At 69.0% G+C, this 19022-nt stretch carries 19 protein-coding genes; 9 read left to right on the top strand and 10 right to left on the bottom strand.

Going from position 1 to position 19022, the window contains the following annotated elements:
* Nucleotides 1-16: 16 nt before the first annotated feature.
* The gene (locus VFA06_RS21170) at nucleotides 17-484 is read left to right on the top strand and encodes a hypothetical protein (RefSeq protein WP_324842402.1); all 468 of its coding nucleotides are present in this window, start codon (nucleotides 17-19) and stop codon (nucleotides 482-484) included.
* Between the two features lie 48 nt (nucleotides 485-532).
* Here the strand turns inward: VFA06_RS21170 and VFA06_RS21165 are convergent, their stop codons facing one another.
* The 4 genes from VFA06_RS21165 to VFA06_RS21150 all read right to left on the bottom strand — a co-directional run bounded on the left by VFA06_RS21165 (nucleotide 533) and on the right by VFA06_RS21150 (nucleotide 3544).
* Nucleotides 533-1018 (bottom strand): NUDIX hydrolase, encoded by a 486-nt coding sequence (locus VFA06_RS21165; RefSeq protein ID WP_324842401.1) that lies wholly within the window; start codon nucleotides 1016-1018, stop codon nucleotides 533-535.
* A gap of 80 nt (nucleotides 1019-1098) precedes the next feature.
* A complete protein-coding gene (locus tag VFA06_RS21160) occupies nucleotides 1099-2334 on the bottom strand; it encodes an RNA polymerase sigma factor (protein ID WP_324842400.1) in 1236 nt (411 codons plus the stop codon).
* Between the two features lie 70 nt (nucleotides 2335-2404).
* Nucleotides 2405-2782 carry a YciI family protein gene (locus VFA06_RS21155; protein ID WP_324842399.1) on the bottom strand — a complete coding sequence of 126 codons (378 nt, stop codon included), beginning with the start codon at nucleotides 2780-2782 and terminating at the stop codon, nucleotides 2405-2407.
* Nucleotides 2783-2824: 42 nt separating this feature from the next.
* Nucleotides 2825-3544: a DUF998 domain-containing protein gene (locus VFA06_RS21150; protein ID WP_324842398.1), complete on the bottom strand. Its 720-nt coding sequence runs from the start codon at nucleotides 3542-3544 to the stop codon at nucleotides 2825-2827.
* A 191-nt stretch (nucleotides 3545-3735) separates the two neighbouring features.
* Here VFA06_RS21150 and VFA06_RS21145 point away from each other — a divergent pair, with 191 nt between their 5' ends.
* The 3 genes from VFA06_RS21145 (at nucleotide 3736) to VFA06_RS21135 (ending at nucleotide 5940) form a co-directional block, all read left to right on the top strand.
* Nucleotides 3736-4650, top strand: coding sequence for a DMT family transporter (locus VFA06_RS21145; protein ID WP_324842397.1), 915 nt, complete (start codon nucleotides 3736-3738; stop codon nucleotides 4648-4650).
* 64 nt (nucleotides 4651-4714) lie between these two features.
* A complete protein-coding gene (locus tag VFA06_RS21140) occupies nucleotides 4715-5227 on the top strand; it encodes a SigE family RNA polymerase sigma factor (protein WP_324842396.1) in 513 nt (170 codons plus the stop codon).
* Complete coding sequence (locus VFA06_RS21135) at nucleotides 5224-5940, top strand: hypothetical protein (protein WP_324842395.1); 717 nt, start codon at nucleotides 5224-5226, stop codon at nucleotides 5938-5940. Before VFA06_RS21140 ends, VFA06_RS21135 begins: the two co-directional genes overlap by 4 nt.
* On the opposite strand, the gene VFA06_RS21130 is transcribed toward VFA06_RS21135, so the two are convergent.
* On the bottom strand, nucleotides 5924-7216 hold the full coding sequence (locus VFA06_RS21130; RefSeq protein WP_324842394.1) for a cyclopropane-fatty-acyl-phospholipid synthase family protein: 1293 nt from the start codon (nucleotides 7214-7216) through the stop codon (nucleotides 5924-5926). The two genes, VFA06_RS21135 and VFA06_RS21130, sit on opposite strands and share 17 nt — an antisense overlap.
* 160 nt (nucleotides 7217-7376) lie before the next feature.
* Nucleotides 7377-8807, bottom strand: a complete 1431-nt coding sequence (locus VFA06_RS21125) for an NAD(P)/FAD-dependent oxidoreductase (RefSeq protein WP_349260279.1) — start codon at nucleotides 8805-8807, stop codon at nucleotides 7377-7379.
* 407 nt (nucleotides 8808-9214) lie between these two features.
* On the opposite strand from VFA06_RS21125, the gene VFA06_RS21120 reads away from it, so the two are divergent.
* The 3 genes from VFA06_RS21120 to VFA06_RS21110 all read left to right on the top strand — a co-directional run bounded on the left by VFA06_RS21120 (nucleotide 9215) and on the right by VFA06_RS21110 (nucleotide 12238).
* Nucleotides 9215-10399, top strand: a complete 1185-nt coding sequence (locus tag VFA06_RS21120) for a winged helix-turn-helix domain-containing protein (RefSeq protein ID WP_324842392.1) — start codon at nucleotides 9215-9217, stop codon at nucleotides 10397-10399.
* Between the two features lie 179 nt (nucleotides 10400-10578).
* Nucleotides 10579-11556: an acyl-CoA desaturase gene (locus tag VFA06_RS21115; RefSeq protein ID WP_324842391.1), complete on the top strand. Its 978-nt coding sequence runs from the start codon at nucleotides 10579-10581 to the stop codon at nucleotides 11554-11556.
* Nucleotides 11507-12238, top strand: coding sequence for a TetR family transcriptional regulator (locus VFA06_RS21110; protein ID WP_414639940.1), 732 nt, complete (start codon nucleotides 11507-11509; stop codon nucleotides 12236-12238). Before VFA06_RS21115 ends, VFA06_RS21110 begins: the two co-directional genes overlap by 50 nt.
* 43 nt (nucleotides 12239-12281) lie before the next feature.
* Here the strand turns inward: VFA06_RS21110 and VFA06_RS21105 are convergent, their stop codons facing one another.
* On the bottom strand, nucleotides 12282-13112 hold the full coding sequence (locus VFA06_RS21105) for a methyltransferase domain-containing protein (RefSeq protein ID WP_324842389.1): 831 nt from the start codon (nucleotides 13110-13112) through the stop codon (nucleotides 12282-12284).
* Between the two features lie 151 nt (nucleotides 13113-13263).
* Between VFA06_RS21105 and VFA06_RS21100 the strand changes: the two genes are divergently transcribed.
* Nucleotides 13264-13776, top strand: coding sequence for a MarR family winged helix-turn-helix transcriptional regulator (locus tag VFA06_RS21100; RefSeq protein WP_324842388.1), 513 nt, complete (start codon nucleotides 13264-13266; stop codon nucleotides 13774-13776).
* 227 nt (nucleotides 13777-14003) lie between these two features.
* Nucleotides 14004-15188, top strand: coding sequence for an endo-1,4-beta-xylanase (locus tag VFA06_RS21095; protein WP_324842387.1), 1185 nt, complete (start codon nucleotides 14004-14006; stop codon nucleotides 15186-15188).
* Nucleotides 15189-15359: 171 nt separating this feature from the next.
* Here the strand turns inward: VFA06_RS21095 and VFA06_RS21090 are convergent, their stop codons facing one another.
* The 3 genes from VFA06_RS21090 to VFA06_RS21080 form a co-directional block, all read right to left on the bottom strand.
* Nucleotides 15360-17099, bottom strand: coding sequence for a sensor domain-containing diguanylate cyclase (locus VFA06_RS21090; protein WP_324842386.1), 1740 nt, complete (start codon nucleotides 17097-17099; stop codon nucleotides 15360-15362).
* Between the two features lie 316 nt (nucleotides 17100-17415).
* Nucleotides 17416-17937, bottom strand: a complete 522-nt coding sequence (locus VFA06_RS21085) for a PH domain-containing protein (protein WP_324842385.1) — start codon at nucleotides 17935-17937, stop codon at nucleotides 17416-17418.
* 112 nt (nucleotides 17938-18049) lie between these two features.
* Nucleotides 18050-18988: a biotin--[acetyl-CoA-carboxylase] ligase gene (locus VFA06_RS21080; protein WP_324842384.1), complete on the bottom strand. Its 939-nt coding sequence runs from the start codon at nucleotides 18986-18988 to the stop codon at nucleotides 18050-18052.
* Nucleotides 18989-19022: the final 34 nt, after the last annotated feature.

Raw genomic sequence — 19022 nt, 5'->3', positions numbered from 1 at the left:
GAGCGCAGGAGGACTGATGTCGTCGTCGTTCGCGGGAGTTCGCCTCGGAGCGGGACTGCGGTTCGCGGCCCTCGCCGCGTCGGGTGCGCTGCTCGCGGCCGGGTGCGCGTCCTCCACCTCCACGTCCACGTCCACGTCCCGAGGGCACAGCGCGGGCACGGTCGTCGTTCAGGACGACGCGAACGGCAAGACGGTGAACGCGACGGTCGGCCAGACGGTCGAGCTGACCCTGGGCAGCAACTACTGGACCGTGTCCGGCTCATCGGCGCCGAACGTACTGCGCCAGGACGGAGCGGCCACCACGCTCCCCCGGCCCACGAACTGCCCCAATGTTCCGGGTATGGGCTGCGTGCCGATCCGCGCTTCGTTCACAGCACTCGCACCAGGCATGGCGTCGGTCACTGCCAGCCGTATGACGTGTGGTGAAGCCCGGCCCTGCGCACCGAACCAGCAGCACTTCACCGTGACGGTGGTCGTGAAGTAACGACTACGACGCTGATGGCAGCGGTCGGCACGTCACATGCGCGGCACGTTAGAGGAGCGGCACGTAGCCGAGGTCTATCGGTTCGGGCACTTGCGGAGCGGCACGCAGCACGGCTGTGACGAGGTCGGGCAGTTGCGGCGGTAGGACCCGCTCCGGGCAGGTCGGCAGCTCAGCCAGCGGCCACCAGCGCCAGCGCAGAATGCCGTCCTCGGCGTGCGCCGCGGTCAAGTCTCCGACCGGGTCCCGGCGCGGGGCGCGAGCGACGAACACGTGCTCGGACTGGCGGACCGGAACTCCCTCGCGGCAATAGTCGTATGCCCAGGTGAAGAGCAGCGGCCCAGGGGCGAGGTCAGTCCAGCCGGTTTCCTCGAGCAGTTCGCGACGCGCGGCTTCCTCGGGGGTCTCGCCCTCGTTCAGGCCGCCGCCGGGAGTGGTCCAGTGCAGGCCGATTTCCTCATCGTCGTATCGAAACAGAAAGACGGCGGCATCGGGGGCGATGAGGAGGATGCGGGCGGCCTGACGGGGAGTTCGCATTGCAAGAAATCTAGCGGCACTCGGGGCACAAGGCGGGCGAGGGATCGCTGGATCCGCGAGCGGATGCGTCCCGCCGCAGGTCAGGCAAGGGCGGCGGCGCGACCGCGGAAGAGGGCTCGTTCGCCCTCGTTCTTGGTCATCTGCGCTGCGCGTTCGAATTCGGCTCGGGCCTCTGCGGGTCGGCCGAGCCTCGCCAGTAGGTCGCCGCGTACCGCAGCAAGGAGTGGATAAGCGGCCAAACTGTCTGCTAGGCCGTCGACGATTTCGAGAGCGCGTTGCGGGCTTTCGGCGTAGCTGACCGCCACGGCTCTATTGAGTTCGACAACCGGCGACGGCGATACGTGTGCGAGTACCTGGTAAAGCGCTGCGACGCGTTCCCAATCGGTTTCCTCGGCACGCGACGCACGGGCATGACACGCCGCGATGGACGCCTGAAGCACATACGGACCCCACGTTCCCTCGGCGCGCGCAAGAGCTTCAAAACCGCGGCGGATCAGCAGTCGATCCCAGAGGCGCCGGTCTTGATCCTGGAGCAGGACGGGGCTGCCGTCGGGCGCGGTACGTGCTCGCATTCGGGAGGCTTGAAACTCCATCAGCGCGACAAGGCCATGCACCTCCGGCTCCTGTGATGCGAGAGAAGCGACCATACGGCCGAGACGCAGCGCTTCATCGCAAAGCGCGGGGCGCGCCCAGTCGGCTCCGGCGGTGGCCGCGTATCCCTCGTTGAAGATCAGATAAATCACCTCCAAAACCGAGGCGAGCCGCGCGGCCGCCTCGGCCGGCGGCGGCAGTTCGATCGGCACCTTCTTCTCGGCGAGGGTCCGCTTGGCGCGCGTAATGCGCTGGCCGACGGTCGACTCCGAGGTCAAGTAGGCCCGCGCGATCTCCTCGGTGCTCAGGCCGCCCAGCAAGCGCAGGGTCAGGGCCGCGCGTGCCTCGGTGGACAGCACCGGGTGGCAGGTCGCGAAGATGAGCCGGAGCAGGTCGTCGCCGACGTAGTCGTCAATGTCCGCGGCAAGATCCGGCTCATGGCTGTCCGGCGTCGCTCGTCCGACTTCTTCGAGCTTCTGGCGGTAGCGGCTTTGCCTGCGCAGCGTGTCGACGGCGCGATGTTTGGCAGTGGCCATCAGCCATGAAGCGGGATGCTGCGGTACCCCGTCTTCGGGCCATTGCTCTAGCGCGATGACGAGCACGTCCTGCGCCAGTTCCTCGGCGAGCCCCACGTCGCCGACCATGCGTGCTAGAGCCGCGATGATCCGAGCGGATTCGGTACGCCACACCGCTTCCACAACGCGACGAGGATCGGCAGCCGTCATGGCTACCGATCCTCGCATCCTGTTGTGCGTTAGGGCAGTTGTTGTGCGTTAGGGCAGTCGCTTTGCTGCCCTACTCGGTGGGGGCGTTGCCGAAGTCCTCGGGTCCCATGACCTTGAGCACGTCCGCGTCGCCCTCCCAGCCCTCCCACAGGTCACGGTGCAGGGCGAGGAACTTCGACGCCCAGCCGACCGCCTCCTCCTTGGAGCCGACCTGGTAGAGCGCGTAGCTGATCATCTCCTTGGCCTCGGTGAACGGTCCGTCGGTGACGCTCAACGAGCCTGCTTGGAGGCTGACCCGGGCTCCGGCGGCACTCGGCAGCAGACCCGCGGTGTCGAGCAGCGCGCCGGCGGCCGTGGCCTCGCCGCCGAGCTTCATGATCGCGTCCATCAGTTCCGGCGGAGGCGGGGTCGCGGGCTGGGCTGCCTTGAGTAGGACCAGGTAACGCATGGTCAGGCCTTTCTTGTCGAGGTTCGGATTGGCGAGTGGTGATCAGGCGGCGTCGACGAGGCGGTAGAGGTGGATGCTGATCGTGGTGATCCAGGCACATACGATCACCACTGCGGCGGCGAAGGCCAGTGTGACCGGACCGTGCGAGCCGCTGGTGATGCCGGCGAAGGCGACGAGGAAGATGGCGCCGGTGCTGCGGGAGAAGCGGGCGAGGCGCGGTTGGCCGTCGTGCGTGAATCGCCGCGCCAGGACGAAGCACATGACGATAAGGCAGAGGAAGCCCACCGAGCCGACCGCTAGATGCATCGTGCCGTGCCAGCTCACGGGTGCCTTATCGGGAGTGCCGAGCGGGAAGCCCTGCGCGGGGTCGGCACGGAAGATCCCGGCCGCGACGAGGCACGCTCCGTAGGCGGCGAGCAGCCGAGGTGCCCATGTGCGGCCCGTGCCCTCGCCCAGGGCGCGGCGCAGGCCGATCGCCGCAGCGACTGTCATCAGCCCGGTGAGCACGAAGTTAGTGATCTGGATCCAGCCCAACGCGCCGTTGGACAGCAGGCTCCAGGAGTGCTTGGTCAGGTCGAAGCCGTCGCGGGTCAGCGCCTGCGTCAGGGCGGTCACGACGTAGAACGGCCCGGCGATGACGCCGTAGCCGAGCAGCGACTTGGTGACGCGACCGGCCGGGGTGCAGTCGCGGGAGGGCGCGGCGGTGGCATCCGGGCTCGGGTGCACTGCGGGGGCCGGGACGGGAGCGGTGTGGATCGTCATGGTGGTCTCCTCCATTCGGGGTTCCTACTTGCACCTCGAACGGGGCGACCGGAATCCGACAGCCGGTTTCAAGATTTTTTCCGGCGAATCGGCGGACACGGAAAACAGCTGGTCATGGGCCTGGCGTCGGTCGCAGGCTGTCGTGTGTCGGGGGCTTGTCGTAAGCTTCACGCGATACTGAGGGGAGTTACATGACCAGGCGTGGGTGGCTGCTGTTCGCGCTGATGTCCGTGATCTGGGGCATACCGTACTTGTTCATCAAGATCGCTCTGGAAGGCGTCAGCGCGCCCTTCCTGGTGCTTTCGCGCACCGCCATCGGGGCGGCGATCCTGCTGCCGATCGCCTGGCGGCGCGGGATGATCCGGCCGGCGCTGCGCGCGTGGCAGCCGCTGCTGGCCTTCGCGGTGCTGGAGATCGGCGGCCCATGGCTGCTGCTCAACGACGCCGAACAGCACATCAGCAGCAGCCTGGCCGGCCTGTTGATCGCGGCCGTGCCGCTGGTCAGCACGCTGGTCACCTGGCGGCTCGGCGACCATTCGGCGCTCGACCCCCGGCGGCTGCTCGGCCTGCTGGTCGGAATGGCGGGGGTGGCGGCGGTCGTCGGACTCGACGTCGGATCCACCTCCGCGCTGCGCATGGGCGAGGTGCTGCTGGTCGCGGTCGGTTACGCCGTCGCGCCGATCATCGCCGACCGGAAGCTGAAGCAGGTGCCCACGCTGGCGGTGATCTCGCTGTCGCTGACCGGCGTGGCGCTGGCGTACATCCCGGCCGCGATCGTCACGCGCCCGCGTGTCATGCCGCACGCCAATGTGATCGGGGCGGTCCTCACCCTCGGTCTGATCTGCACCGCGGCGGCGTTCCTGCTCTTCTTCCAGCTGATCGCCGAGGCCGGTCCGGTGCGCGCGACGGTCATCACGTTCATCAATCCGGCGGTGGCCGTGCTGCTCGGCATGCTGGTGCTCGGCGAGCACTTCACCGCTGGGGTCGGCGTCGGTTTCCCGCTCGTGCTGATCGGCAGCTGGCTGTCCACGCGCAAGTCCGCGCCGCGCGAGAAGCTGCGCGAGCGAATACCGGTGATCGAGGGCGAGGTCGCCGCGCGCCAGTGACAGGTCGTCAAAGTTGCCGCGCTGAGTAGGTAAGCGGATCGGGCCGCCGATGCGTCATAGGGACGTGGGAGACGAACCCGAGGAATTCGCGGAGTTCTACCAGGCCTCGCGGGACGGCTGCCTGCGCGCGGTATACGCCTCGGTCGGCGATCGGCTGCTGGCCGAGGACTTGATCGCGGAGGCGTACGCCCGTGCGTGGGCGTCGTGGTGGAAGGTGAGCCGTCACCCGGCCCCACAGGCATGGGTGGTGCGCACCGCGCTGAACACGCATGTGTCGTGGTGGCGCCGACGGCGGCGCGAAGTGTCCTGGGAGAGCAGGGGCTCACAGGACACAGCGCCGACCGCGCCGGACGCCACGATGGGCGTGGACGAGCAGGTGCTCGCGGCCGTGCGCAGCCTTCCGGCCCGGCAACGCGAGGTGGTCGCGCTGCGGGTCTTCCTCGATCTCGACACGCAGACCACCGCGCGGACGCTCGCGATAGCGCCCGGCACAGTGACGGCACATCTCTCGCGGGCCATCGCCACCTTGCGAGACCAGCTCGCGGTGAGCGTCGAAGAGGAGACACGATCCCGGTGAGCAAGGACACCATCACGGATGACGACGTACTCGAGGCTGTCGCCCGTTCGCTGAACACGGTCACCATGCAGCGACCGCTCGACGAGATCGCGGCGCGAGGTCGCGGGCTGCGCAAGCGGCGCAGGGCGGTCACCGGCAGCGCGGTGGCCGGAGTGCTCGGAGCGAGCCTCGCGGTGGTGTTGTCGCTGCCCAGCGCGGGCGGCAGCGGGCAGACGCCCAGCGCGGTCGGTAGCGGACAGACGTTCAGCGCGGACGGGTACTCGGTGAACGTGGACATGGCCGGATGGTCGGTTCACACCACGGCGAGCTCGGTGGTCAGCGTGACGCTGCATCAGGTCTTCAGCGATCCGGCCGGCCTGCAACGCGTGCTGGAACAGGCGGGCGTGCGCGCGGTGGTGCGCAGCGTCGCGCCGAACACCTGGAGCACCAAATGCCCGAGCGGCCCGCCCACCTTCGAACTCGTGCGGCAGGTCTTCACCGTGCACGCCCCGGACAAAGCCACCGGCGATCAGGTCGTGAACATCGACCCCTCAGCGATGCCCGTCGGCTCGGTGCTGAACATCGTCGTCTACCAGGCGAACCCGCAGCCGGCCGCGAGACAAAACCCGCAGACGCTCGTCGTTACGCTCGTGCACGGCGACCCGGGCATGTGCGTCCTGCCGCCGCCGATGATGGCGCATCCGCAGGTATCGCCGGTCAGCGTGCGAAAGTGAGCTGCGAGACGCCGAGGTAGCCGGAGGCGAATCCGGCCTCGCAGTAGGCGAGGTAGAACCGCCAGGTGCGATGGAAGACCTCGTCGAAGCCCAGGGCGCTGACCGCCGGCCAGTGCGCCTCGAACCGCTCCCGCCAGGTACGCAGGGTGCGTGCGTAGTCCTCGCCGAAGTCGAGCCGGCGCACCAGGCGCAACCGGGTGCGGGCGCGCAGGGCCTGCTCGATCGCGGTGACCGAGGGAATCAGGCCGCCCGGGAAGATGTACTTGTGGATCCACGTGTACGTCTTGCGGGTGGCCAGCATCCGCTGGTGGGCCATGGTGATCGACTGCACGGCAGCGCGCCCGCCCGGGGCCAGCAGCCGGTCGATCGTCTCGAAGTACTCCGGCCAGTAGCGCTCGCCGACGGCCTCGATCATCTCCACCGACACGATCGCGTCGTAGCCCGGGGCGCCCTGCGGCGGACCCACCTCGCGGTAGTCGGCCAGCCGCACCTCGATCCGGTCGCTCAGACCCGCCGCCGCGATCCGCTCCTCCGCGAGCGCCTTCTGCTCCTTGGAGAGCGTCAGGGTCGTGACGTAGGCGCCGCGCTCGCCGGCCGCGCGCATCGCCAGCGCGCCCCAGCCGGAACCGATCTCCAGCACCTTCGAGCCCTCACGCACGCCGGCGGCGTCGAGAATCGTGTCGATCTTGCGCAGCTGCGCCTGGTGCAGCGCGCTGGCCTCGTCGTCCGGCTCGTAGTCGACCGCGGCCTGCACGCCGCCGTAGAGCGCGCTGGAGTAGGTCATGGACTCGTCGAGGAATAGTTCGAACAGATCATTGGACAAGTCGTAGTGCCGCTCGATGTTGCGGCGGGCGTTGACCGGCGTGCCGTCCTCCTCGGACGGGAAGCGCGCGACGTACAGGCCGCGCAGTTTCTGCAGCGGCCGCGGAACCAGGTCGGCGACTCTGCGGGCGAACGCGCCGAGCACGGCCGCGAGGTCGTCGGCGTCCCAGGCTCCGGTCTGGTACGACTCGCCGAAGCCGATGAGGCCGTGTGCGCCGATCCTGGCGAAGAACTCGCGTGGCCGGTTCAGGGTCATGACCGCGGAGCGCTCGTCGCCGCCCCCGCCGAGCCGCCGGCCGCTGGGGCCCACGACGCGCACGGGCAGGTGTGCCACGGCCTGGGCGAAGAACTTGCGTGCCAGCCTGGCCTTCACGCCGGTGGGCGGCACCTGGGCGAGGTCAGGCCAGCGCTGCGGGTCGACCGCGAACGCAGGCCCGGATTCCACAACAGTCACGTGACCATTCTGCGGCGCGAAGCGTTCAGTTGCAGCAAAATGCGCCCGAACATCCGGGTGTTGTTTAGCTGCCGAACACGACGCGGCCGGCGCGTGCGTTGGAACGCACGCGCCGGCCGCGTAGGCGTGGCTGTCAGATGCTCAGCCGCTATGCGTGAGCTCAGACTCCTGCGGTTTCGACCTGCTCGTCGTGCGCCTTGCCGTTCACGCTCTCGATCGCGGCGGGCTCAGCCTGCTTCGGCAACGCTGCCGGGACGGCGACCACGGCGAACTCCTCGCGCGGGTTCTCGAAGGAGGTCAGCGAGACGGCCTCGCGGCGGAAGAACCCGGCGAGCACCCAGTCCATGCACACCCGCACCTTGCGGTTGAAGGTGGGCACCCGGCTGACGTGGTACGCGCGGTGCATGAGCCAGGCGGGCCAGCCGCGCAGCTTCATGCCGTACACGTTCGCGACGCCCTTGCCGATGCCGAGGCCGGCTACCGAACCGACGTGCTTGTGTACGTAGTCCTGGACGGCCTTACCGCGCAGCGCCGAGACGATGTTGTCCGCGAGGCGCTTGGCCTGACGCACCGCGTGCTGCGCCGACGGGGAGCACCAGTTGCCCGGGCCCTTGGACAGGTCGGGCACCTGGGCGCAGTCACCGGCGGCCCAGACGTGGTCGTAACCGACGACGCGCAGGCTCGCCTGCGTGTCGACGTGGCCCTTGGGGCCGAGCGGGACGCCGAGCTGCTCGACGACCGGGTTCGGCTTGACTCCCGCGGTCCACACGATCGTGGAGGCGTCCATCTCGGTGCCGTCGGAGAGCACCACGTGGTTGTCCACGCAGGAGTTGAGGAAGGTCTTCATCTTGACCTGGATGCCGCGCTTGCGCAGTTCCTCGGCGGTCCACACGCCCAGCTCGGGACCGACCTCGGGCAGGATCCGGTCCGCGGCCTCGACCAGCAGCCAGCGCATGTCCTCGGGCTCGACGTTGGCGTACCACTTGGACACGTCGCGGGCCATGTCCTCCATCTCGGCGATCGCCTCGACGCCGGCGAAGCCGCCGCCGACGAAGACGAAGGTCAGGGCCTTGCGCCGGAGCGCCGGGTCCTTGATGGAGTCGGCCAGGTCGATCTGCCCGATCACGTGGTTGCGCAGGCTGACGGCCTCTTCGACCTGCTTGAAGCCGATGCCGTGCTCGGCCAGGCCGGGGATCGGCAGAGTGCGCGGTACCGAGCCGACCGCGACGACCAGCTCGTCGAAGGACAGCTCGTAGGCCTCGCCGGTGTTCGGGGCGATGGTGGCCGACTTGCGGGTGTGGTCGACCGAGACCACGCGACCGGTGATGACTTCGGCGTTGGGGCCCTTGAGCACCCGGCGCAGCGGAGCGACCAGGTTGCGCGGCGCGATCGAGCCGGCGGCCGCTTCGGGCAGGAAGGGCTGGTAGGTCATGTAGGGGCGGGGGTCGACCACGGTCACGGTCGCCTCGCCGCGCTTGAGGTGCTTAAGGATTCGCTGGGCCGTAAACATCCCCACGTATCCCCCGCCGATGACCAGGATTCGCGGCGGGATGTTGGAGGCTGTGGCGGCAGGAGTCAGCGCAGTAGTCATGGTGGGCTCGCTCACGGTTCCTTCGACGCGTCCTACTTGGCTCGTCCATCGCTCGCCATCGAGCGGAGGGTGGCATTAGCTGCGATCCTCGACGCATTGCCACGGCGATGGGGCTTCGGTCGCGGACGTGAGAAGCGTGTCTCAAGCTCCCCACGCGAAAATCTGTACCTCTTTACGTTTCGATTATATGACGCGAGGCACAGTGCTCGACACCGGGGGGCGTTTGCGCGATGTACCTGGCCGAACGTCAACAAACACACAGTGTCAAGCAGGTGTCGGGTGCGCGAGTCGGGCGCCGATCGAGGCCCGATTGAAAGCGGCGAGTCATTACACCTTGTGATCGCCTGATCACGATTCCGGTTAATGACGAACTCTGTTTTGTCGGAGCTGCCCGCTAGGGTCGCGGCATGGGAACGATGCTTACCGCCGACGAGGCTCGCCGCGCCGCACTGCGGGCACAGGGTCTGCTCGGCGCGATCGACCGGCGCGCTGGAGTACCCGGCGTGCTGCGGCTGCTCGGCGCGGTACAGCTCGACACGATCTCGGTGCTGGCGCGCTCACAGGAGCTGGTTCCCTTCGCCAGGCTCGGGCCGATCGGGCGCGAGGCGATCCACACCGCGTACTGGTCGCACGAGCCTGGGCAGGCGCGCACCTTCGAGTATTGGTCGCACGCGGCCTGCGTGCTGCCGGTGGAGGAGTGGCCGATGATGGCGCTGCGCCGCAGGCACTACCGGGACCGGGGCAGCGTATGGGGAAATGAGGTGATTTCCGAGGCCACGATGGCGGAGATCACCGGCCGGCTGGCCGCGGAGGGGCCGTTGACCACGACCGAGCTCGGCGGCGCGCGCAAGACCCCGGGCTGGTGGGACTGGTCGGAGGTGAAGGTCGCGGTGGAGCGGTTGCTGGCCACCGGCGAGGTGGTGTGCGTTGAGCGGCGCGGCTGGCGGCGCGTCTACGACCTGCCGGAGCGGGCCATACCGGCGCACCTGCTGCACGACGACCTTGACGACCACGCCTGCGTGGTGCGCATGATCGCGCTGGCTGGGCGGGCCATGGGAGTGGCCACACAGATCGACCTGCTCGACTACTACCGCCTCAAGCCGCAGCAGGACTTCGTCGCGCTGGCCGAGGAGGCGGGCCTGGTGCCGGTCGAGGTGGAGGGCTGGGGGCGCGACGCCTGGGCGGACCCGGCCGCGCTGGCCGCGCTGGAGTCCGGGGCGGCCGGGCGGCACCGCACCACGCTGCTCTCGCCGTTCGACTCGCTGATCTGGGAGCGGCGGCGCACCGAGCGGATCTTCGGCTTTTCGCATCGGCTGGAGGCCTACGTGCCCAAGCCGAAGCGGGTGCACGGCTACTACGCGATGCCGCTGCTGCACGGCGGGAAGCTGATCGGGCGAGCGGACCCGGCACGCGAAGGCGGAACGCTGATCGGGCGTCAGGTCTCGCTGGCTTCCGCGAAGGCCGCCGTGCCGATGGCGAAGGCGCTGCATGAGGCGGCGCAGTGGGTCGGTTGCGATGCGGTGCGCGCCGAGGTGGTCACGCCTCCTGAGCTGGCCCCGGTCCTGCACGCGGCGATCGCGGCGGAGGGGTGACGCCGGGGGCGCTGCCGACCGTCCCGCGAGGATCCGACGCCGCTCGCGCCGCGGCCGACACCTGATACCCCGTCAGTCACCCGCACTTGCCGGAAGACCTACGCGACCGTAACTTACGGAAGCGTAGGGGTCTTAACCGGCCCGCGAAACGTTGTGCCTGAAAGGGATCAGATACGCCGATGACTGCAACCACCACGGCCCGTGTCACCAGCCCCGCCCCAGTCTCCGCCGGTGTCGCCGAGGAAGGGGGGAGCGCCGGCACGATCAGCGGGCTGCGCCAGTCCACCAAGGAACGGGTGGCCATCGCCCTGTTCATCGGCATCCCGTTCCTGGCCGTGCTCGCCGCCATCCCGTTCGCCTGGGGCTGGGGCCTGGGTTGGCACGACGTGGTCATCGCGGCCGTCATGTACGCGATCTCCGGTCACGGCGTGACCGTCGGCTTCCACCGGTACTTCACGCACAGCTCGTTCAAGGCCGTCAGGGCGCTGCGGGTGGTGCTCGCGGTGGCCGGCTCGCTGGCCGTCGAGGGCCCGGTGATCCGCTGGGTGGCCGACCACCGCCGGCACCACCGCTTCTCCGACAAGGACGGCGACCCGCACTCGCCGTGGCGCTACGGCTCCACGATCCCGGCCCTGATGAAGGGTCTGGCGTTCGCGCACATCGGGTGGATGTTCGACGTAGAGCAGACCGACCAGAAGCAGTACGCCCCCGACCTGCTCAAGGATCGGGCGATCGTGAAGGTGTCCCGGGCGTTCCCGTGGCTCGTGGTCGCCTCGGTGCTCGCTCCCCCGCTGGCCGGCGGCCTGTGGTCGTGGTCGTGGCAGGGCGCGGTGACCGCGCTTTTCTGGGGCACCTTGGTGCGCATCGGCCTGCTGCACCACGTGACCTGGTCGATCAACTCGATCTGCCACGCGGTCGGCGAGCGGCCGTTCAAGTCCCGGGACAAGTCCGGCAACGTCTGGTGGCTGGCCGTGCTCTCGATGGGCGAGTCCTGGCACAACCTGCACCACGCCGACCCGACCGCGGCCCGGCACGGCGTGCTGCGCGGCCAGGTGGATTCCAGCGCCCGGATCATCTGGCTGTTCGAGAAGTTCGGCTGGGCGCGCGATGTCCGCTGGCCGAGCGCGGCCCGGGTGGCGGCACGTCGTACGGCATGATGACCGTGTGACGAGTCAAGGCCACGCTGCGCACCAGGCACAGGGGGCTCATCAAGGGCAGGGTGCGCACCGGGTCCGGATGAGCGGCAAGGAGCGGCGCGAGCAGCTGCTCGAGATCGGGCGGGCGCTGTTCGCCGAGCGCGGCTTCGACGCCACCAGCGTGGAGGAGATTGCGGCGAAGGCCGGGGTCTCCAAGCCGGTGGTCTACGAGCACTTCGGCGGCAAGGAGGGGCTCTACGCGGTCGTGGTCGACCGCGAGATGCGCACCCTGCTGGACATGGTGACCTCCGCGCTGACCGCCGGGCATCCGCGTGAGCTGCTCGAGCAGGCGGCCTTCGCGCTGCTGAACTACGTGGAGTCGCACAGCGACGGGTTCCGCATCCTGGTGCGCGACTCGCCGGTGGCCGCCTCGACGGGCAACTTCGCCTCGCTCATCAGCGACATCGCCACGCGCGTGGAGCACATCCTGGGCGTGGAGTTCTCCAACCGCGGCTACGACCCTGCCTTCGGCGCGATGTATTCGCAGATGCTGGTCGGGATGGTGGCGCTCACCGGCCAGTGGTGGCTGGACGAGCGCCACCCGACCAAGGACGAGGTGGTCGCGCATCTGGTGAACCTGTCCTGGAACGGGCTGTCCGGACTGGAGCACCATCCGCGCCTGTTGACGCGTCGGCGGGGCTGACCGCGAAGGCGCTGCGGCTGGCGCCGCGGCCGCGAACGGTGCGTTACGCCGGGACGTGGGCGATAGCGAACAGCCTGCGATACGGCAGCACCTGCACGGTACGACCACCGAGCATTTCGGGCGGGTAGGCGGTATGGAGCGCGTCCGCGTACGCCTCGGTGAATGCGTGAGCGGCCTCTGTACCCGGTCCACCGAGTTCGATAAGCACGGGGCGCAGCGCGGTGGAGGAGACGAAGTCGAGCACGCCGTTCACGCCCGGCAGCACGTAGTAGTACGTGGTCTCCCACACCTCGGCTTCCGCGCCGGCCTCGGTCAGGGCACGCAGATACTCGGCAGGCTCGTGAGAGGTAGGGCGGAACTGCTCACCGGTGATCTGGTTCGCCCAGCGGCTGTCGCGCTGGAGGTCGGCGAGCAGTGTGTGCGAGGGCGCGCCGAAGTTGCCGGGCACGCCCATGGCGAACCAGCCGCCGGGCGCGACGTGGCCGAGGAGCGTGGGCAGCAGGTCGAGGTGGCCGGGGACCCACTGGAGCGTGGCGTTGGTGATCAGGACGTCGACCTGCTCGGCGGGCTGCCACTCCCGCAAGTCTCCGCGTTCGAAGCTAAGGCGCCCGGAGGCGGTGAGCTCCTGTTCGGCGCCAGCCGTCGCCGCCTCGATCATCTCCGCGGAGCTGTCGACGCCGACGACAGCCGCTTGCGGCCAGCGCCGGCACAGCAGCGCGGTGACGTTGCCCGGTCCACAGCCCAGGTCGGCCACGCGGCGCGGCTGCTCGGCGGGCACCCGGCCGAGCAGGTCCTGGAAGGGCCTGCCGCGCTGGTCGGCGTAGCGCAGGTAGCGTGCGGGGTCCCAGGTGGTCGACTGGCTGCGGGTCGGCATGACGCCCCTCCGGTTATCTCGACATCAAGATACTCTGGAATCCTGACAGCGCATATATCTCGATGTCAAGATGCTTGGTGTCAAGTGTCTTGATAGACTGATCGCGAACCGGCGGGCGGCGGGGCCAGTGGGCAGAGGGTGGAGGCACAGCATGACGGAAGCGGCACGGGACGAGGTCGATCGACTGGTCGCTGCCTGGCGCCGGGAGCGCCCCGACCTGGACGTCCAGCCGCTTGAAGTGCTCAGCCGGATCACCAGGCTCGCCCGGCATCTGGACCGGGCCCGGCGCACCGCCTTCGCCGAGCACGGGCTCGAACCGTGGGAGTTCGACGTGCTCTCCGCGCTGCGCCGGGCCGGCGCCCCGTATCAGCTCTCCCCCGGCCAGTTGCTCACGCAGACCCTCGTCACCTCCGGCACCATGACGAACCGCATCGACCGGCTCGCGGCACGGGAGCTGGTCGTGCGCGGCCCCGATCCCGCGGACCGGCGCGGCGTGCTGGTGCGGCTGACGGCGGCGGGGCGGGAGATGGCGGACTCGGCGCTGGCCGGGCTGCTCAAGAACGAGCGGGAGCTGCTCGCCGCCTTGCCGGGCGACCGACTCGACGAGCTCGCCGACCTCCTGCGGACGCTGACGCTGCCGTTCGACGCCGCTCAAGGCGACTAGCGGACCTGGCGCCTTATCATTCAGAAATCGAAAGTTTCGATACGTTCTCTGGGCTGAGGCTCTCAGCCTTACCTGCGCCGTGCCCGCAACTCGGTGCGATGTCGAAGCGTTTCGACCGTTGACACGGAAATCCGGCACGCATACTTTTGCCTAGCCCTTACGTCCGCCACTCCGAAACTTTCGGATCGGGCGAAGCGGCTCTTTGGCCTTAAGAGGAGGCAATCGCAATGAGACGACGGAGTTTCCTCGCGATGGGTGCGGCCGGGGCGCTCGCGGTGCCCGGTCTTGCCACCCCCGCCGCCAGCGCCGCCACCGGGTCCGCCCGGCCCGGCGGCGCTTCGGACGGCTCATCCGACAACGAAGGATCACAGTCGCTTCGCGACCTGGCCGCGCGGATAGGTCTGCGCTTCGGCACCGCGGTCATCCCGTTCGACCTCGACACCCCGGACTATGCGGCCGTGCTGGCCGAGCAGTTCTCCGTGGTCACTCCGGGCAACGAGATGAAGTGGCAGGTGGTCGAACCGCAGCAGGGGGTCTACGACTGGTCGGGCGCGGACCGGCTGGTCAAATTCGCGGAACAACACGGCCAACTGGTGCGCGGGCACACCCTGCTGTGGCACAACCAGCTGCCCGACTGGCTGACCACCGGCGTGGCGAACGGCACGATCAGCAAGACCGAGCTGGCCTCGCTGCTCAAGCAGCACATCTTCACCGAGGTCACCCGCTACCGCGGCCGGATCTGGCAGTGGGACGTGGCCAACGAGTTCTTCACCGACTCGAACCCGTCCAAGCTTGACCCCACCAACTGGTGGATCGTGAACCTCGGGCCCGACATCATCCCGCAGGCCTTCCGCTGGGCCCATGAGGCCGACCCGCACGCGCTGCTGTTCTACAACGACTACAACATCGCGGGCGAGGACGGGACGAACGCCAAGAGCGACGCGGCGTACGCCTGGCTGAAGCAGATGCTGGCGCAGGGCGTGCCGATCCACGGCGTCGGCGACCAGGGCCACCTGGACACGCAGTACGGCTTCCCGACGAAGATGGCCGACAACCTCAAGCGCTTCGCCGGCCTGGGTTTGAAGGTGGCGATCACGGAGGCCGATGTGCGCACCTTCGTCGACAGCCCGGACACGCAGGTTCCGACCGACCACCTGGCCACCTTCGCGCACCCGTATGAGTACTCGCAGATGCTCAAGGCCGCGCTCTCCGTCCCCGAGTGCATCTCGTTCACCGTCTGGGGCTTCGGCGACAAGGACTCCTGGGTCCCCGGCTTCTTCACGGGCGAGGGCTTCGCCAACATCTACGACGTCAACCTCCAGCCGAAGCCGGCGTACTTCGACCTGCAGCAGGACCTCAAGCTGGCGGCATACGGCGCGCCGCGGCGCGTCCCGACGCGCATGAACCACTAGCACTACCCGCACCGCTAGCACGACGCGATAGCCGTATATCCGTACAGACGGATGGCCATCGCAGTCGCGTAACACTCCGGGTCCCGGTTCGCAGAAGTAGGTCGGTGTACTTCCGCGGACCGGGACCCGGGCCGTTCTTCCTTGGCGCTGCCTTAGGGCAGCGCCGTCTTGTTACCGCAGCAACGCGGCGGCCAGCAGCGCACGCAGTAGCGGTACTGCCGGAGCGGGCTGCTTGGAGATCGAGTCAAGCAGCACGGCGACCATCCACTGCGAGCGATCGGGCGCGGGCGAGCCGATGGTCACGGCCCCGGTGTATCCGGCGGCCGCGAGCTTGGCCGCGCCTGGCGGCGGCTCCGGGGCGTAGCCGTAACCGTTGCCCGGCTCGCTGTCGAAGGCGCCGTCGGTCAGCTCCAGGAATTCGCCTCCGCTGAGCAGCAGATCCTCGATGCCCATGAAGTGCTCCGGGCCGACTGGCTGCTGCGCTGCGGAGACGAGGCTCTCGTCTCCCAATCCCGGCTCGGCCGGCGTCCGGTACACCGAGTAGCGCACGACGGAGAGCGGTTCGACGGGCCCTGGCTTGCTGTAGATGTACCAGGACGCTGCGTCGAGCCCGCGCGCTACGACGTCTGCGACCACTTCGACGCGATCGACGATCGGTACCGCAGAGGTCGTACGACGCGCCTCTTCGTCCAACGCAGAGAACGCTTCGGTAAGCAGCGACTCGATCGCGATACCGCTGCGGCCGCGATACACGCGTCGGTCCGGTACCGGAGCACCCGGCGTGGGCGGGATGGCGCGCGGGGACGGCAGGGCGAAGACCGCAGCGTCCGGCGGCTGTCCGCGTCCTGCGACCACCGGGTGCAGGGAGCGGGAACGCTTCGCGCGGTACTGCGCCGCGTCCGCCAGACGGAAGAGACGGTCGCGCGTGATGACGTCGCCGATTCGGTCGCCGGTGGATGCCACGCCGCACGCAACGCCTTCACCGCCGCGCACGGTCAGCGCCAGAGTGCATAGCTCCTCCGCGACGCGTACCGCATCGTCGGCGCCATAACCCTCGATCAGCACGCAGAACTCGTCACCGCCGAGCCGCGCCGCGAGCGAGCCAGGCAGTAGCGCCGCCGCGGCGGACATGACGCCGGCGAGCTGCACGAGCAGGGCGTCGCCGTGGTCGTGGCCGTGGCCGTCGTTCATCCGCTTGAGGCCGTTGACGTCGCACACGATCAGGGAGACCACGGTGCCGTCGCTGGCGTGCCGGTCGATCGCCGCGTCGAGCCGCGCGTCGAACGAGCGCCGGTTGGCCAGGCCGGTGAGCTGGTCGGTGTAGGCGAGGCGTTCGATCTGGCGCACGTGGTCCGCCTTGGCCAGACCGGCGGCGATCTGCGCGGTCAGCGCCGCGGCGAAGTCGACGTCCTCGCGGTCGTAGATCGGTTGGTCGATGGTGCGGGCGGCGAACAGCTCGCCCCACGCGCGGCCGTTGTAGACGATCGGGGCGATCAGCGCGCAGTGCCGGCCGCGGCGGCGCAGCATCGAGACGCGCTTGGGGTCGCCGTACTCGTCGTCGGCGACCTGGATCCACGGACCGAGGTCGTCCTCGCTCAGCAGGATCTCGGGGAAGTCGGAGACCGGATAGGACTCGTCCTTCGGAAATGCGGACTCGCCGGTGGCGAGCTTGCCGTGGTTGGCCAGCACCCGCAGCCGGCCGGTCTGCCGTTCCCACATGGAGATGGAGGCGACCGCCGCGCGCAGATCGCGCTGGGCTTCGCGGGCGGCGATGCGGATGACGTCCTCGACCGAGTGCGCCGCGGCCATCGACTTCGCGAAACCGGTCAGGGCGCGCAACCGCGCGGCGGCATGGGCTTCCGAACCCGGCCGCGGCCTGGTGACGTCGTGCGCTCCGGTGACCTGACTCACCTACTCGCAATAGTGAGGGGATGGGGTTGGCGGGGTGGCCGATCGGGACGGAATCGTCCCGGTCGGTCCCGGTAGGCGTCTATTGAGCCGCCGGCCGCATCCGGAGGCGTACGGACTGCAACGATACCGCTCTAAGGTGATTTGGAGCGACCAAGGAGCCCGGCCCGGACCGCCGCACGCGATCGGGCCGTTCCCGGATTCGTCCGGCGGCGAGCGTCGCGAATCACCGGCGCGCCGCGCGCTTGCTCCGCGCCGCCGAGCGTGGGCCGTCTCGGACTAAGACGCGGGAAGGGGGCGCGCCGGTGCGGCGGATGCGTCAGCTCTGGTTCTGCCGGGCCTGGGGCGCCGGGTCGCCGGAGATGAGCGTGGCCATCTCCCGCTGGGTCTCCTCCACGTGCGGGATGTCGTCGAGCTCGACCTGACCGTGCTCGCCGGCCGACTCGACCACGAGCGTGCCGCAGCCGAGCATCCGGTCCAGCAGCGAGTCGTGCCGGAAGGAGACGTCGTTGATCTTCTCCAGCGGGATGTCCCGGCCGACCCGGTGGATCCAGCCGAGGCGGATGATCAGCCGGCGGTTGGTGATCACGTAGTTGCTGTTCAGCCAGACGACCCACGGGCGCAGGGCGAACCAGACGATGATCCCCAGCGCGACGACGCCGATGGCGATCCAGCTGGCCTGTGCCCCGGTGCCGTGCTTGGGCGCGATGGCCACGAGGAAGCCGCCGATGCCGAAGGTGAGGATGAGCGTGATCACCGGCAGCACGAGAGCTTTCCAGTGCGGGCGCAGCTGCAGGTCGATCCGCTCTCCCTCGGCGAGCAGCCGCTGTGGGTACCCCATGACCGTCCTTGTCCCCTCTTAGTTTGCGGCCGTCCGGATCGGCGCCGATCCCACCGCGCTTGTGTATGGGCGAATCCTGGCATGCGATCGGGACGGTGCGCTATTACTGCGCTTATCGCAAGTGCACAACATCTCCGGCGCCAATTGGCGTCGAAGCGCCAGTCGTGTCGCGGACGAGGAGCCTGCCGTCTTGGTCGAGGTCGATCGCCTGGCCGGAAATCACGCTGCCACCTGGCAATTCGGCACGCACCTCGCGGCCAAGCGTCGCGCAATCGGCCCGGTAGGCGGCTGTCAGACCACAGCGTTCGGCGTCTCCCCCGGATGCGGCCCAGTCGGTGTACCAGGACCCGAAGCTACGAAGTAACGCGCGCAGGATCGTGTCGCGGTCGGTGACCTTAGCGCCAGCGAGCAGGAGCGAGGTTGCGTGCGGTGCAGGCAGTTCGTCAGCGCGCAGTGTGACGTTGATGCCGATGCCGATGACCACGCACGGCTGCGCTGCGGTACCGCCCTGTTCGGCGAGGATGCCGCCGAGCTTTCGCCCGACGCCGTAACCGGAATCCGTGGCAGTGCTGTCTGATCCGGCGCTGTCTGATTCGGCGGTGTTTGATCCGGCGGTGTTTGATGAGCTGTCAGCCGGCTCGGCGAGGATGAGGTCGTTGGGCCACTTGAGCCGCACGTCGAGTTCCGCGGCCCGGGAGATCGCCGAGCGCGCGGCGACTCCGGCGAGCAGCGGCAGCCAACCCCAGTGCGCCGGGGGCACCTCGGGCCGCAGCAGGATGGACAGGAACAGGCCGGAGCGCGGCGGCGCGACCCAGGACCGGCCAAGGCGCCCCTTGCCAGCGGTCTGCGACTCCGCGATGACGACGGAGCCGTGCGGAGCGCCGTCCGCTGCGGCGGCGAGCAGCGCTGTGTTTGTGGAATCGACCTCCGGAAGCACGCGCAGCGCCGCGATGCTGTGCCCGCCGAACGCGATGCCGGGCACCATCAGGGCGCGTTGCAGGCTGCGCTCGTTCAACGGCGGACGATTGAGATCGCTGTAGACGGAGGCCATGGTCGCAGCCTAGAGCGCGGCATATACATTGTCG

This window comes from Actinocrinis sp. (assembly GCF_035653575.1).
GTDB lineage: Bacteria > Actinomycetota > Actinomycetes > Streptomycetales > Catenulisporaceae > Actinocrinis.
This window is presented reverse-complemented; position numbering and strand designations above follow the sequence as displayed.

Coding starts and splice junctions, on each gene's coding strand:
- VFA06_RS21170 (WP_324842402.1), top strand. CDS start 17: ATGTCGTCGTCGTTCGCGGGAGTTCGCCTCGGAGCGGGACTGCGGTTC.
- VFA06_RS21165 (WP_324842401.1), bottom strand. CDS start 1,018: ATGCGAACTCCCCGTCAGGCCGCCCGCATCCTCCTCATCGCCCCCGAT.
- VFA06_RS21160 (WP_324842400.1), bottom strand. CDS start 2,334: ATGACGGCTGCCGATCCTCGTCGCGTTGTGGAAGCGGTGTGGCGTACC.
- VFA06_RS21155 (WP_324842399.1), bottom strand. CDS start 2,782: ATGCGTTACCTGGTCCTACTCAAGGCAGCCCAGCCCGCGACCCCGCCT.
- VFA06_RS21150 (WP_324842398.1), bottom strand. CDS start 3,544: ATGACGATCCACACCGCTCCCGTCCCGGCCCCCGCAGTGCACCCGAGC.
- VFA06_RS21145 (WP_324842397.1), top strand. CDS start 3,736: ATGACCAGGCGTGGGTGGCTGCTGTTCGCGCTGATGTCCGTGATCTGG.
- VFA06_RS21125 (WP_349260279.1), bottom strand. CDS start 8,807: ATGACTACTGCGCTGACTCCTGCCGCCACAGCCTCCAACATCCCGCCG.
- VFA06_RS21120 (WP_324842392.1), top strand. CDS start 9,215: ATGGGAACGATGCTTACCGCCGACGAGGCTCGCCGCGCCGCACTGCGG.
- VFA06_RS21115 (WP_324842391.1), top strand. CDS start 10,579: ATGACTGCAACCACCACGGCCCGTGTCACCAGCCCCGCCCCAGTCTCC.
- VFA06_RS21110 (WP_414639940.1), top strand. CDS start 11,507: ATGTCCGCTGGCCGAGCGCGGCCCGGGTGGCGGCACGTCGTACGGCAT.
- VFA06_RS21105 (WP_324842389.1), bottom strand. CDS start 13,112: ATGCCGACCCGCAGCCAGTCGACCACCTGGGACCCCGCACGCTACCTG.
- VFA06_RS21100 (WP_324842388.1), top strand. CDS start 13,264: ATGACGGAAGCGGCACGGGACGAGGTCGATCGACTGGTCGCTGCCTGG.
- VFA06_RS21095 (WP_324842387.1), top strand. CDS start 14,004: ATGAGACGACGGAGTTTCCTCGCGATGGGTGCGGCCGGGGCGCTCGCG.
- VFA06_RS21085 (WP_324842385.1), bottom strand. CDS start 17,937: ATGGGGTACCCACAGCGGCTGCTCGCCGAGGGAGAGCGGATCGACCTG.
- VFA06_RS21080 (WP_324842384.1), bottom strand. CDS start 18,988: ATGGCCTCCGTCTACAGCGATCTCAATCGTCCGCCGTTGAACGAGCGC.